Source organism: Bradyrhizobium sp. SZCCHNS3052, from assembly GCF_032484495.1.
Classification (GTDB): domain Bacteria; phylum Pseudomonadota; class Alphaproteobacteria; order Rhizobiales; family Xanthobacteraceae; genus Bradyrhizobium.
In genome coordinates, this window is the sequence record NZ_JAUETB010000004.1 from 151,074 (window position 1) to 164,393 (window position 13,320).

The following is a 13,320-nucleotide window of genomic DNA, read 5'->3' on the forward strand; positions in this document are numbered from 1 at the left end:
CGTTGACCGACCTCACGATGTCAGCGCTGAAGATGCTCATCATCCCCGGTTCGACCCGAGCCGGCTCGCACAACGCGAAGCTCGCCGCGGCCGCCGCCTATCAGTTCGTGCAGGCCGGCGCCGACATCACCCGCATCTCGCTCGCCGACTTTCCGCTGCCGATCTACGACGCCGACCTCGAGGCGCAATCGGGCATTCCACTTCACGCCGTGAATCTGACGCGCATGATCGGCGTCCATCATGCCGTGCTGCTGGTGACGCCGGAATACAACGCCTCGGTGCCGCCGCTGCTGACCAACGCCATCACCTGGATCTCGCGCGTCGACGAGCCGCCGGGCAGCCGCGGCGCGGTGTTCCGCAACAGGCCGTTTGCGATCGCCGCCGCCTCCGAGAACCGCTTTGGCGGCATCCGCGCCCTTGCCGCGTTGCGTCTGATGCTGACGGCCTGCAACGCGACGGTGATCCCGAGCCAGCTTGCGCTGGCCTTCGCCGACAAGGCCTACAACGACATGGACCGGCTCAAACTGCCCGCCGACATCACGGCGCTCGACGCGCTGGTGCGGGAGCTGGTCGCAACAGCGCAACATACGATGTGAGGTGACATGCCGACCGAGATTGCTCCCCGCGACCGCCTGATCGTGGCGCTCGATTTGCCGAGCGTGGCGGAGGCCGAAGCCATGATCGCACAGCTCGGCGACGCCGTGACGTTCTACAAGATCGGCATGGAGCTGACCTATGCCGGCGGCCTCGGTCTCGCCGAACGGCTCGCGGCCGAGGGCAAGCACGTGTTCATGGACCTCAAGCTGCACGACATCCCGAACACCGTCGAGCGCGCCACCCGGCAGATCGCCAGGCTCGGCGCGCGCTTCCTCACCGTGCACGGCTTCTCCCAGAGCATGAAGGCGGCGCTCGCCGGCGCTGCCGGCTCCAGCCTCGAGCTGCTCGCCGTCACCGTCATGACCTCCTACGACGATGCTGACCTCGCCGCCGCCGGCTACGCCATGGGTGTCAAGGAACTCGTGGCGCACCGCGCCAGGCAGGCCAAGGAGATCGGCATCCACGGCCTGATCCTGTCGCCGGAGGAGACCCAGCTCATCCGCCCGCTGGTCGGCCCTGATATGCAGCTCGTGACCCCCGGGATCCGCCCGGCGGGATCGGACGTTGGCGACCAGAAGCGCATCATGACCCCGGCGCTGGCGATCGCCGGCGGCGCCGACCGCCTCGTCGTCGGCCGTCCCGTCACCGGCGCCGCCGATCCGGCAGCGGCCGCCGAGAGCATCGTCGCCGACATCGCCAGCGCCGTCGCGCTGGTCGGCAAGACCAACCGAGCTTGAGCAAGCGCGCCAGAGTGCAAGGAGACGACAGGGATGCCCAAGGCCTATTGGATCGCGCGGATCGACGTACACAACATGGACGGCTACAAGGACTACGTCGCGCAGAACGGCGCCGTGTTCCACCAGTACGGCGCCAAATTCCTGGTCCGTGGCGGCCAGTACGAGACCAAGGAAGGCACCTCGCGCTCGCGCAACGTCGTGATCGAGTTCAAGGACTACGCGACCGCGCTGGCGTGCTACAATTCCCCTGAATACCAGCGGCTGGTGGCGATGCGCGCGCCGCATTCGCAAGGCGATCTGGTGATCATCGAGGGCTATGACGGCCCGCAGCCCTGATCGCCGCCCGCCCCGGCCACCGTCGACGTGGCCTCGCTCGGTTGCCGCCGCTATCAGCCCCGGCTATAGCCCTTGAAGGGGCAGAGGAGTTGACATGTCCAAGATGCGCTTGATCGTTGCCGGAGCCGGCGGCCGCATGGGCCGCGCCCTGGTGCGCGCGATCGCCGAGACCGACGGCGCCGTGCTGGCGGGCGCGCTCGAAGCCCCCGGCTCGGAGCTGATCGGCAAGGACTCCGGCGCCCTCGCCGGCCTGCCCGCCAACGGCATCAAGCTGTCGGGCGACCTCTGGAGCATGTCCGCCGAGGCCGACGGCATCCTCGATTTCACCGTCCCGGCCGCGACCATCGCCAATGTCGCCATCGCCGCCCAGCGCGGCATCGTCCACGTCGTCGGCACCACCGGCCTGTCCGCGTCGGACGACGCCGTCATCAGGAGCGTCACCAAGCGCGCCATCGTCGTGCAGTCCGGCAACATGAGCCTCGGCGTCAACCTGCTGGCGGCGCTGGTCAAGCAGGTGGCGAAGTCGCTCGATGCCGGCTTCGACATCGAGATCCTCGAGATGCATCACAAGCACAAGGTCGACGCGCCCTCCGGCACCGCGCTGATGCTCGGACGCGCCGCCGCCGAGGGCCGCGGCATCGCGCTCGACGAGCATTCCGCGCGCGGCCGCGACGGCATCACCGGCGAGCGCCGCAGCGGCGACATCGGCTTCGCCTCGCTGCGCGGCGGCACGGCGGCGGGCGATCACAGCGTCATCTTCGCCGGTCCCTCGGAGCGGCTGGTGCTGTCGCACCAGGCCGAGGACCGCATGATCTTCGCCCATGGCGCGCTGAAGGCGGCGCTGTGGGCCCATGGCAAGCCGCCGGGCTACTACACGATGGACGACGTGCTCGGCCTCAAGGACCTGTTCTAGTTCAACGTCGATGGAAGCGAACTGATGAGCGAACGTCTCCTGGTGCTGGTGCGCCACGGCCAGAGCGAGTGGAATCTGAAGAACCTGTTCACCGGCTGGAAGGATCCGGACCTGACCGAGCAGGGCGTGGCCGAGGCCAGGGAGGCCGGGCGCAAGCTGAAGGCGCAGGGACTGGTCTTCGACGTCGCCTTCACCTCGGTGCTGACGCGCGCCCAGCACACGCTCGACCTGATCCTGACCGAGCTCGGCCAGACCGGCCTGCCGACAGCCAAGAACCTCGCGCTCAACGAGCGCGACTATGGTGACCTCTCGGGCCTCAACAAGGACGACGCCCGCGCCAGATGGGGCGAGGAGCAGGTCCACATCTGGCGCCGCTCCTACGACGTCCCGCCGCCCGGCGGCGAGAGCCTCAAGGACACGCTCGCCCGCGCGCTGCCCTACTACGTCCAGGAGATCCTCCCCGGCGTCCTCCGCGGCCAGCGCACCCTGGTCGCCGCCCACGGCAACTCGCTGCGCGCCCTGATCATGGTGCTGGAGAAGCTGACGCCGGAAGGCATCCTGAAACGCGAGCTGGCGACTGGCGTGCCGATCATCTACCGGTTGAATGCGGATTCGACCGTGGAGTCGAAGCTGGATCTGGCGGGCTAGGACCGTCGCAAGATTCCACTGCTCATGGGTGATCGCATCCCCATGAGTTGAAGCCCAGCCCCCGCCGTATCGACGCTGCGCTCCCTCTGCCCGTTCTCAAGGGCAGAGAATTGAGAGCAGCCGAGGTGAGCCCCGCTGTCACCCTCCCCTGGAGGGGGAGGGTCGGCTCAGATGCGCGGAGCGCATGTGAGCCGGGGTGGGGTGATCTCTCCACTCGCACCGGTTTCCGCGGCTCACCCCACCCCGCTCGCCCGCTTCGCGCGCGATCGACCCTCCCCCTCCAGGGGAGGGTGAGACTGAGATCGCGGCGCCTGCCGTCGGCATCATCGAAAGTTGGCGACGTTCGCGCAGCGCAACCGCCACGATCTGCCATGCGATGGATTCCGGGCTCGTGTTGCGCACGCCCCGGAATGACAGCGGAGAGAGTGGCGCCTGACTGGAATTCGTGTCGTACGAAAAGCTGCGTAGTTTCTCAGTCGTCATGCCCCGCGAAGGCGGGGCATCCAGTACGCCGTGACGGTCGCGAGACTCGAGACGTCGGTGTTTACTGGATCGTCAGCGTTCGCGGACGGTGACAGCGAGAGTAGCAGCGGCCTCGCCGCTCTACCCCATCCCCACCTGCCCGGCCTCCCACCCGATCATCGCCTGCTTCCGGGTCAGCCCCCAATGATAGCCCGTCAGCGCGCCGCTCTTGCCGAGCGCGCGATGGCACGGCACCACGAACGAGATCGGGTTCTTTCCCACCGCCGCGCCCACCGCGCGCGAGGCTTTCGGCGACTCCAGCCGTGTCGCGATGTCCGAGTAGCAGACGGCGCGGCCCATGGGGATCTTGAGCAGGGTTTCCCAGACGCGGACCTCGAAGTCGGTGCCGATCAGGACGACGCGCAAGGGCTGGTCGGGCCGCCACAGGGTCTTGTCGAAGATGCGCTGGGCGAGGCCGGCGGTGCCGGGGACGTCTTCGATATAGGTGGCGCGGGGCCAGCGGCTCTTCATGTCGGCGAGCGCGCCAGCCTCCTCGCCGGGGTCGGCGAAGGCGAGGCCGGCGAGGCCACGCGGGGTGGCCATCACCAGCGCGATGCCGAACGGGCAGGGGTGGAAGCCGTAACGAAGCGTGGTGCCGGCGCCGCCGGTCTTCCATTCGCCGGGCGACATCGCTTCATGGGTGACGAACAGATCGTGCAGCCGGCCGGGGCCTGAAAGCCCCGAGTCGAGCGCGGCGTCGAGCACGCTGGCTGAGCTCTTCAGCAGGCCCTTGGCGTGATCGAGCGTCAGTGCCTGCATGAACGCCTTCGGCGTCAGCCCGGCCCAGCGCCGGAACAGATGGTGCAACTCGTCGGGCGTGAGGCTGGCGGCGTCGGCCATGTCCTCGATGGTCGGCTGCCGGCGCCAGTGCTCGGAGATGAACGCGATCGCGCGGCGCACCGCATCGTAGTCGCGCAGCGCGGCCGATTGTTGCGGGCCCGGCTTGGCCAGGGCGGAATCGTGAATGGCGAGGGTCATCATGATCCGGATGTAGGGCGGCCGGGGCGCGGACTCCACCCGATTTCCGATCGGGAGGCTAGGGGCGTTGCGATCGGCTTCGGCTTGAAACAGGAGTTTCCCGGCTTGCTCCGTCATTCCGGGGCATCGCGCAGCGATGAGCCCGGAATCCATAACCACGAGAAGACGTGTGAGGCGAGATGCCCACTACCCGCGTGCCCCACACAAGGTCCTGTGGGTATGGGTTCCGGGCTCGCGCTGCGCGCGCCCCGGAACGACGCCGGAGGGTGTTCGCGGCGCTTTCGCCTGGGTAGAGCTGCCCGCAGTCAGTGCCCTTGGACGCGCTACAGCGGGTTGTACACCGGCCCGCGCTTCGCGGCCTGCAGCCCGGCCGTGAGGGCCTTCGCAAAACTGGCTTTCTCCTCCGGGCCCAAAAAGCTCGCGATGGCGACGCGCTGGCCGCGCGCCACCAGGTAGAGGCGCTCGATACCGAACTCCTCGTGGGTCTCCTGGTCGAGCCGCACCCAGAGCGGGTTGAAGCGCCATTCCATGACGTGGCCCTTGTGGCTGACGCGGCGCAGGCGCAGCTCGGTCAGGGTGATCGAGACGTCCTCATAGGCGTTGGCGCGGCGGAAGTTGACCTTGAAGGCCCAGTAGATCGCGAGCGCATCCAGGCCGAAGAAGCCGAGCACCGGCCAGGCGCCCATCATGAGCGAGGCGATGCCGCCGATGAAGCTGATGGCGCAGACCACCGCCATCAGCACCAGAAAGCCGGTGCGGCTGAGCGAGCGATGCGGCGTCAGCCGGGCCGAAAACAGCTCGGGATCAGCGGCGTCGGTGCCGGTCTCCTGATACGCAAAAGCGTTGCCTGGCGTCATGGGGCCTCAGTATACCCGGATCATGGCCAAAATCACCCGCCCCCAACGCGCCAAGCCGGCGCCGGTTCGCAGCCCCTTGAAGAAGGCCGCTCCCAAGGCCGGGCCCAAGTCAGCCCCCAAGGCCGCCTCGAAACGGGCCGCCAAGAAGGCTCCGACGGCCAAGCCGAAGAGCCCTGCCCGGCCGGTCAAGACAGCGTCGAAGGCGGCCAGGCCCTGGACCCCGGCCGAGATCCGCGAGGCCTTCAGCCGCTTCGCACAGGCCAATCCGGAGCCGAAGGGCGAGCTCGAGCACCTCAACCCCTACACCTTGCTGGTGGCCGTGGTGCTGTCGGCGCAGGCGACCGACGCCGGCGTCAACAAGGCGACGCGGCCGCTGTTCGCCGTCGCCGACACGCCGCAGAAGATGATCGCGCTCGGCGAGGACAAGCTCCGCGACTACATCAAGACCGTCGGCCTCTACCGCACCAAGGCCAGGAACGTGATCGCGCTGTCGCAGAAGCTGATCAGCGAATTCGGCGGCGAGGTGCCGCGCACGCGCGCCGAGCTCGAGTCGCTGCCCGGTGCCGGCCGCAAGACCGCGAACGTCGTGCTCAACATGGCGTTCGGCGAGCACACGATGGCGGTCGACACCCATGTGTTTCGCGTCGGCAACCGCACCGGGCTGGCACCCGGCAAGACGCCGCTCGAGGTCGAGCTCGGGCTGGAGAAGGCGATCCCGGCCGAGTTCATGCTGCATGCCCATCACTGGCTGATCCTGCACGGCCGCTACACGTGCCTGGCGCGCAAGCCGCGCTGCGAGCTGTGCCTGATCAAGGACCTCTGCCGCTGGCCGGAGAAGACCGCCTGATACGTTGTGTGTGACGAACGGTTTCGCCTGAGAACGCGTTTGACAGTCACTATTGTGTCACGGCGCGACGCCGTCTCACCATGGCCGGGCCACATCGCCGCCCGCATTGGACATAAGATGACACCCGTAATCCGGGGCGATGTGAGTGGCGCGTGACGATTCCCGCGTTCTCGGACCTTTCTGCGCCGGGACGTTGAAGGATCAGCCGCATGGACAACACTGCCGCACTCGTGTCGCTCGCGACCTCGGTGCCACCGCATCAGTTTCGCCAGAACGAAGTGATGGAGGCCGCCCGCGTGGTGCTGGCGCCGCGCTTTCCGCAGTTCGACACGATGGCGAGCCTGTTCGCCAACACCGGCATCCGCCAGCGCTACGGCGTCAAGCCGATCGAATGGTACATGGAGCGGCGCGGCTGGCCGGAGCGCACCGAAGCCTATCTCGAAGGCGCCGAGGCGCTGTTCGTCGACGCGGCGAACAAGGCGCTTGCGCAGGCCGATCTCAACGCCGCCGACATCGACACCATCGTCACCGTGAGCTCGACGGGTATCGCGACGCCGACCTTGGAAGCGCGCGTCGCCGGCCGCCTGGGTTTTCGCGCGGACGTGTCGCGCGTGCCGGTGTTCGGGCTCGGCTGCGCCGGCGGCGTCTCGGGCCTGTCGATCGCCGCGCGCCTGGCGCAGGCCCGGCCCGGCACCAACGTGCTGCTGGTGACCTTCGAACTGTGCACACTGGCTGTCCGCCATGATGAGTTGACGAAGGCCAACATCGTCGCGCTGAGCCTGTTCGGCGATGGCGCGGCGGCCGCGATCCTGCGCGCCGGCGATGGCGGCGCTATCCGCGTCGAGGCGACCGGCGAGAAGCTGTGGCCCGATACGCTCGACATCATGGGCTGGAGCGTCGATCCCGAAGGTTTTGGCGTGATCTTCCAGCGCACCATTCCGGACTTCGTCACCGAGAACATGGGCCCCGCGGTCAACGAGATCCTGGACCGGATGAAGCTCGCGCCTGCCGACGTCGACCGCTTCGTCTGCCATCCCGGCGGCGCCAAGGTGATCACGGCGCTGGAGCGCGCGCTGTCGCTGGATCAGGGCACGCTGGATCATGAGCGCGAGATCATCGCCGACTACGGCAACATGTCCGCGCCGACGGTGCTGTTCGTGCTGGAGCGCGCCCGCGCCCGGGGCTTGCCGCCGCGCTCGGTGCTGACTGCGCTCGGACCTGGGTTCACCGCAAGCTGCGTTTCATTGAGGCACGCCGCATGACCTTCGCCGCCTTCGTCCTCGCCCTCGTCACCATGCAGCGGCTCGGCGAGCTCGTGCTCGCCCGCCACAACACCAAGCGCCTGCGCGCCATGGGCGCGGTTGAGGTCGGGGCGGATCATTATCCGCTGATGATCTCGATGCATGCGGCCTGGCTGGTATCGCTGTGGCTGCTCGGCGCCGACCAGGAGGTCGACCCGTGGCTCTTGAGCGGCTTCGTGCTGCTGCAGGGGCTGCGCTGGTGGGTGCTGGCGACGCTCGGTCCGCGCTGGACGACGCGCATCATCATCCTGCCGGGGGCGCCCCTCGTCACCGATGGTCCCTATCGTTACATCTCGCATCCGAACTATCTGGTGGTCGCAGCCGAGATCGCGCTGCTGCCGCTGGCGCTGCATCTGCCGCTGATCGCCCTGATCTTCTCCGGCCTGAATGCGGCGGTGCTGTTCATCCGCATCCGCGCCGAATCGGAAGCACTCACCGGCATCGGCGGCGGCCAGACCGCATGAGCGCATCGGCCGCGCCGCAGGATCGTCCGAGCCTCGCCACCTGGCTCGGCTTCATCCTGATGTGCGTCGGCATGTTCATGGCGATCCTGGACATCCAGGTGGTGGCGACGTCGCTGCCGACCATCCAGGAGGCGCTCGGCATCACACCGGAGGCGATGAGCTGGATCCAGACGGCGTATCTGATCGCCGAGATCATCGCCATTCCGCTGACCGGGTTGCTCACGCGGGTGTTCACGTTGCGCTGGCTGTTCGTCGGCGCCGTCGGCATCTTCACCGCCGCCTCGCTCGGTTGCGCGTTCAGCGGCGATTTTCACACGCTGCTGGCGTTCCGCGTGCTGCAGGGCTTCTTCGGTGGTCTCTTGATTCCCGTGGTGTTCTCCGCCGTGTTCCTGCTGTTTCCACCGCGCCTGCACGCGGTCGCGACGACGATCGGCGGCGTGGTCGCGGTGCTCGCGCCGACCATCGGCCCGGTCGTCGGCGGCTTCATCACCAACACTTGGTCGTGGCCCTGGCTGTTCCTGATCAACATCGCGCCCGGCCTCGTCGCCGCGCTGGCGACGCCCGGCCTGCTGCCGAAGCAGCGCATGGACCTCGCGGAGCTCGACAAGCTCGACCTGTTTGCGCTGCTGCTGCTCGCAGTGTCCCTGGCCAGCCTCGAGCTCGGGCTGAAGGAGGCGCCGAAGGGCGGCTGGCTGTCGTCGAACTGCATCGCGTTCCTGGTGCTGAGCGCGTCGTGCCTCACCTTGCTCGTCCAGCGCCTGCTGACCTCACCGCAGCCGATCCTGCGGCTCGGCAGCTTTCAGCGGCGGTCGTTCACGCTCGGCTGCCTGTCGAGCTTCTGTCTGGGCATCGGGCTGTTCGGCTCGGTGTATCTGATGCCGGTGTTCCTCGCCTTCGTGCGCGGCCACGATGCGTTCGAGATCGGCAAGATCATGCTGGTCACCGGCGTGGCGCAACTGATCGCCGCTCCGCTGGTGACGGCGCTGGACGGCAAGGTCGACGCGCGTCTCCTGACGGCGTTCGGTTTCGTGCTGTTCGGCTCCGGTCTGGCCGCGAGCGCGTTCCAGCCGCCGACCGCCGACTATCAGGAGATGTTCTGGCCGCAGGTGGTGCGCGGCGTCGGCATCATGTTCTGCCTGCTGCCGCCGACGCGGATCGCGCTCGGCGACCTGCCACAGGCCGAGGTCGCCGACGCCAGCGGGCTGTTCAACCTGATGCGTAATCTCGGCGGCGCCATCGGCATCGCGCTGATCGACACCATCATCTATGGCCGCGTCGCCATGCATGCCCAGGCGTTTCGCGACCGCCTGCTGGCCGGCGATACCGCGGCGGCCAAGGCGATCGGGCTCGCGCCGGAGCTGCTGCGCAACCGGCCGCGCGGCATCTCGGAGGAGCAGGCGATCGCCTATGTCCGGCCGCTGGTGGAGAAGGCCTCGCTGGCGCTGTGCGTCAACGAGGCGTGGTCACTGCTCGCCGGTGTCGCGCTGCTCGGCTTCCTGCTGATCCCCTTCGCCCGCAGCAAGGCGGCGAGCCTGTCGCCGCGGATGATGGCGCTAGAGGCTGCGCAGCCGGCGCTCCGGCGACGGCTCGATCAGCTCGGGCCGCGGTCCGGATAGGCGCTTGTGCAGGTGGACCATGAAGGCCATGCCGAACAGCGGCGTCGCCAGGTTCACGATCGGGATGGTGACGAAGGCCGCGATGATCAGCCCCGCGGTGAACACCGTGATCGCATTGTCGCGCCGCATCGCCTTGGCCTCCGCCGGCGGCCGGAAGCGCATCGCGGCGAGCTCGAAATATTCGCGGCCGAGCAGCCACGCGGTGGCGAGGAAGAAGATCACGAAGCCGGCGCCGGCGAGGAACACGAAGGGCAGGGCGACCAGATAGACCAGGATGGTGAGGCCGGCGGCCTTGAGGCCCTCGATGATGGCGACGCCGAATGGCAGGGCGGCGCCGGGGCGCTCGGCCGGATAATGCTCGCGCTCGACGAGGTCGGCGACGTCGTCGACGAACAGGCTCGCGATCACCGAGGTGATTGCCGGCATCAGCATGATGCCGCCGAACACGACGCCGAAGCCGGCGGCGATCGAGATGATCCAGGTCAGCACCTCCAGCGTGCCGTGCGAGTTCGGCCCGAGCATGGCCTCCGCCCAGCCCTCGCCGGCAGTCGCGAGCCAGGTCAGGAGCCGCTGCAGCCCGATCGCGAGCACCGTGACCAGCACCAGCGCCAGCCCGATCGAGCGCCACAGGATCGAGCGCATCGGCGGCGACAGAATCTGCGAAATCGCCTTGATGGCGGCGTCGATCATGGCGGGGTCCCTCGCTGCAAAGCCCGCGGCAGAGGTAGACATGCCGGCGGGCTTCGGCAAGTCCGCCGGTATCGTATCAAAGATCGGTCGCCCGCAGCCGCAGCGCGTTGCCGACCACGCTGACCGACGACAGCGACATCGCGGCGGCCGCGATGATCGGCGACAACAGGATGCCGAACACGGGGTAGAGGATGCCGGCGGCGATCGGGATGCCGGCGGCGTTGTAGATGAACGCGAAGAACAGGTTCTGGCGGATGTTGCGCATCGTCGCCGCCGACAGTTTTCGCGCCCGCGCGATACCGCCGAGGTCGCCCTGCAGCAGCGTGATGCCGGCGCTCTCCATGGCAACGTCGGTGCCGGTGCCCATGGCGATGCCGACGTCGGCCGCGGCGAGCGCCGGCGCATCGTTGACGCCGTCGCCGGCCATCGCGACGATCTTGCCGCTGGCGCGCAGACGCGCGACCACCGCGCTCTTCTGCTCCGGCAGCACCTCGGCCTCGACCTCGGTGATGCCGATCTTGCGCGCGACCGCGGTGGCGGTGGTGCGGTTGTCGCCGGTCAGCATGATCACCTTGATGCCGTCGGCCGCGAGTGCCTTTAGCGCCTCCGGCGTCGACGCCTTGACCGGATCGGCGACCGCAAACAGCGCAGACGGCTTGCCGTCGACGGCCATCGTGATCACGGTGGCGCCCTCTTCGCGCAGCCGCTTGTTCTCGACGCCGAGCGTATCGGTGATGATGCCGAGCGAGGCGAGATAGGTCGCATTGCCGAGTACGATGGCCTTGCCGTCGACCTCGCCGCGCGCGCCCTTGCCGGTCGGCGCGTCGAAGTTCTTGACGTCGGCGAGCTTGATGTTGCGCTCCGCGGCATGCCGGACGATGGCCTCGGCCAGCGGATGCTCGCTGGCGCGCTCGACGCTGGCGGCCAGCCGCAGCGCGTCGGCCTCGTCGAAGCCCTGAGCGGTGACGATGCTGGTCACCTTCGGCTTGCCCTCGGTCAGGGTGCCGGTCTTGTCGACGACCAGCGTATCGACCTTCTCCATCCGCTCCAGCGCCTCGGCGCTCTTGATCAGCACGCCGGCCTGGGCGCCGCGGCCGACCCCGACCATGATCGACATCGGCGTCGCAAGACCGAGCGCGCAGGGACAGGCGATGATCAGCACGCTCACCGCGGCGACGAGGCCGAAGGCGAAGCGCGGCTCGGGACCGAACGCGTACCACGCGACGAAGGCGGCAATGGCAGCAGCGATCACCATCGGCACGAACCAGCCCGCGACCTGATCGGCGAGGCGCTGGATCGGCGCGCGCGAGCGCTGCGCATCGGCGACCATCTGCACGATCTGCGACAGCAGGGTCTCGCGGCCGACCTTGTCGGCGCGCATCACGAAGCTGCCGGTCTGGTTCAAGGTGCCGGCGATGACGCGCTCGCCCTCGTCCTTGGTCACCGGCATCGACTCGCCGGTGACAAGCGATTCGTCGAGCGACGAGCGGCCTTCGAGAATGATGCCGTCGACCGGCACCTTCTCGCCCGGGCGCACACGCAGGCGATCGCCGACCGCGAGCTCGGCGATCTCCACCTCATGATCGTTGCCGTCGGTGTCGAGGCGGCGCGCTGTTTTGGGCGCGAGCTGCAACAGCGCCTTGATCGCTCCCGACGTTGCCTCGCGCGCGCGCAGCTCCAGCACCTGGCCGAGCAGGACGAGGACGGTGATGACCGAGGCCGCCTCGAAATACACCGCCACCGCGCCGCCATGGCCGCGGAACGCCGGCGGAAACGCCTGCGGCGCGACGGTCGCGATCACGCTGTAGACATAGGCGACGCCCGTGCCCATTGCGATCAAGGTGAACATGTTGAGATTGCGGGTCTGGACCGACTGCCAGCCGCGTACGAAGAACGGCCAGCCGGCCCACAGCACCACCGGCGTCGCCAGCGCGAACTGGATCCAGTTCGACAGCACGGGATCGATCAGGCCGTGGCCGCCGACGAGATGTCCGCCCATCTCGAGCACGACAACGGGTGCCGACAGCACAGCGCCGATCCAGAACCGCCTGCTCATGTCGGCGAGCTCGGGATTGGGCGCATCGTCGAGGCTGATGACGTCGGGCTCGAGCGCCATGCCGCAGATCGGGCAGGTGCCTGGGCCTTCCTGACGTATCTCGGGATGCATCGGGCAGGTGTAGATCGTGCCCGCCGGCATCTCCGGCGGCGGCTCCCGCTCGCCGAGATATTTGTCGGGCTCGGCTGCGAACTTGGTGCGGCAGCCGGCCGAGCAGAAATGGAACGTGTGACCCTCGTGGTCGAAGCGATGCTTCGAGGTCGCGGGATCGACGCTCATGCCGCAGACGGGATCGATAACCTTTGCCGGGTCATGCTCATGGTGGTCATGACCGCCACAGCATGACTGCGCAGCCGCAGGCGCTGCGGCCGTCGCGAGATATTTCGCCGGATCGGCGGCGAACTTGGCCCGGCAGCCTGCGGAGCAGAAATGGAAGGTCTGTCCCTGATGCTCGAAGCGATGCTTCGAGGTCGCGGGATCGACCGACATGCCGCAGACCGGATCCGTTACCTTCGCTGGTTCAGGCGCGGCGTGGTCCGAGCCGCCGCAGCAGCCGCCCGAAGCGCTGGCAGGCGCCGCGCCGGCACGATCGCTGCAACAACTGTCCGCGGATGCCTGTTCGCGTCCGGTTTCCACCGCGCGCGCGCGCGATCCACAGCCGCATCCGCCCTCGCCGCCCGCCGCGACGCCATGCTCGTGTCTGGTTTCCGACATCGCTCGGCCTCTTGAAACCTATACCCTGTAGGGGTATATAGGCT

General features: G+C 68.3%; 14 protein-coding genes. 10 read left to right on the plus strand and 4 right to left on the minus strand.

The features are described 5' to 3' along the window. The first annotated feature begins 17 nt into the window (after nt 1-17). The 5 genes from QX073_RS15625 to QX073_RS15645 all read left to right on the plus strand — a co-directional run bounded on the left by QX073_RS15625 (nt 18) and on the right by QX073_RS15645 (nt 3,231). Complete coding sequence (locus QX073_RS15625; RefSeq protein ID WP_316186447.1) at nt 18-596, plus strand: NAD(P)H-dependent oxidoreductase; 579 nt, start codon at nt 18-20, stop codon at nt 594-596. A 6-nt stretch (nt 597-602) separates the two neighbouring features. Continuing rightward, nucleotides 603-1,334, plus strand: a complete 732-nt coding sequence (gene pyrF, locus QX073_RS15630; RefSeq protein ID WP_316186448.1) for an orotidine-5'-phosphate decarboxylase — start codon at nt 603-605, stop codon at nt 1,332-1,334. 33 nt (nt 1,335-1,367) lie between these two features. Next, nucleotides 1,368-1,670, plus strand: a complete 303-nt coding sequence (locus QX073_RS15635; protein ID WP_315716832.1) for a DUF1330 domain-containing protein — start codon at nt 1,368-1,370, stop codon at nt 1,668-1,670. 94 nt (nt 1,671-1,764) lie between these two features. Further along, the gene (dapB, locus tag QX073_RS15640; protein WP_315716833.1) at nt 1,765-2,583 is read left to right on the plus strand and encodes a 4-hydroxy-tetrahydrodipicolinate reductase; all 819 of its coding nucleotides are present in this window, start codon (nt 1,765-1,767) and stop codon (nt 2,581-2,583) included. A 24-nt stretch (nt 2,584-2,607) separates the two neighbouring features. Continuing rightward, on the plus strand, nt 2,608-3,231 hold the full coding sequence (locus QX073_RS15645) for a 2,3-bisphosphoglycerate-dependent phosphoglycerate mutase (protein ID WP_316183676.1): 624 nt from the start codon (nt 2,608-2,610) through the stop codon (nt 3,229-3,231). Between the two features lie 603 nt (nt 3,232-3,834). Here QX073_RS15645 and QX073_RS15650 read toward each other — a convergent pair. Both QX073_RS15650 and QX073_RS15655 read right to left on the minus strand, forming a co-directional pair. After that, on the minus strand, nt 3,835-4,734 hold the full coding sequence (locus QX073_RS15650; RefSeq protein ID WP_316186620.1) for a bifunctional helix-turn-helix domain-containing protein/methylated-DNA--[protein]-cysteine S-methyltransferase: 900 nt from the start codon (nt 4,732-4,734) through the stop codon (nt 3,835-3,837). A gap of 320 nt (nt 4,735-5,054) precedes the next feature. Then, nucleotides 5,055-5,588 carry a DUF2244 domain-containing protein gene (locus QX073_RS15655; RefSeq protein ID WP_316186449.1) on the minus strand — a complete coding sequence of 178 codons (534 nt, stop codon included), beginning with the start codon at nt 5,586-5,588 and terminating at the stop codon, nt 5,055-5,057. Nucleotides 5,589-5,610: 22 nt separating this feature from the next. Here QX073_RS15655 and nth point away from each other — a divergent pair, with 22 nt between their 5' ends. From nth to QX073_RS15675, 4 genes are all read left to right on the plus strand, one after another. Beyond that, nucleotides 5,611-6,435 carry an endonuclease III gene (gene nth / locus QX073_RS15660; RefSeq protein WP_315825679.1) on the plus strand — a complete coding sequence of 275 codons (825 nt, stop codon included), beginning with the start codon at nt 5,611-5,613 and terminating at the stop codon, nt 6,433-6,435. Between the two features lie 209 nt (nt 6,436-6,644). Further along, nucleotides 6,645-7,697: a type III polyketide synthase gene (locus tag QX073_RS15665; protein ID WP_315716837.1), complete on the plus strand. Its 1,053-nt coding sequence runs from the start codon at nt 6,645-6,647 to the stop codon at nt 7,695-7,697. Beyond that, entirely contained in the window at nt 7,694-8,200 is a 507-nt protein-coding gene (locus tag QX073_RS15670; RefSeq protein ID WP_315716838.1) for an isoprenylcysteine carboxyl methyltransferase family protein, read from the plus strand. The genes QX073_RS15665 and QX073_RS15670 overlap by 4 nt, the downstream gene beginning before the upstream one ends. Beyond that, nucleotides 8,197-9,816, plus strand: a complete 1,620-nt coding sequence (locus tag QX073_RS15675) for a DHA2 family efflux MFS transporter permease subunit (RefSeq protein WP_316225995.1) — start codon at nt 8,197-8,199, stop codon at nt 9,814-9,816. Before QX073_RS15670 ends, QX073_RS15675 begins: the two co-directional genes overlap by 4 nt. Here QX073_RS15675 and QX073_RS15680 read toward each other — a convergent pair. Beyond that, nucleotides 9,754-10,506, minus strand: a complete 753-nt coding sequence (locus QX073_RS15680; RefSeq protein WP_315825677.1) for a sulfate transporter family protein — start codon at nt 10,504-10,506, stop codon at nt 9,754-9,756. The two genes, QX073_RS15675 and QX073_RS15680, sit on opposite strands and share 63 nt — an antisense overlap. Before the next feature lie 76 nt (nt 10,507-10,582). Beyond that, nucleotides 10,583-13,051: a heavy metal translocating P-type ATPase gene (locus tag QX073_RS15685; RefSeq protein ID WP_316225996.1), complete on the minus strand. Its 2,469-nt coding sequence runs from the start codon at nt 13,049-13,051 to the stop codon at nt 10,583-10,585. Here QX073_RS15685 and QX073_RS15690 point away from each other — a divergent pair. Next, entirely contained in the window at nt 13,050-13,307 is a 258-nt protein-coding gene (locus tag QX073_RS15690) for a hypothetical protein (RefSeq protein ID WP_316225997.1), read from the plus strand. The genes QX073_RS15685 and QX073_RS15690 overlap by 2 nt on opposite strands. Nucleotides 13,308-13,320: the final 13 nt, after the last annotated feature.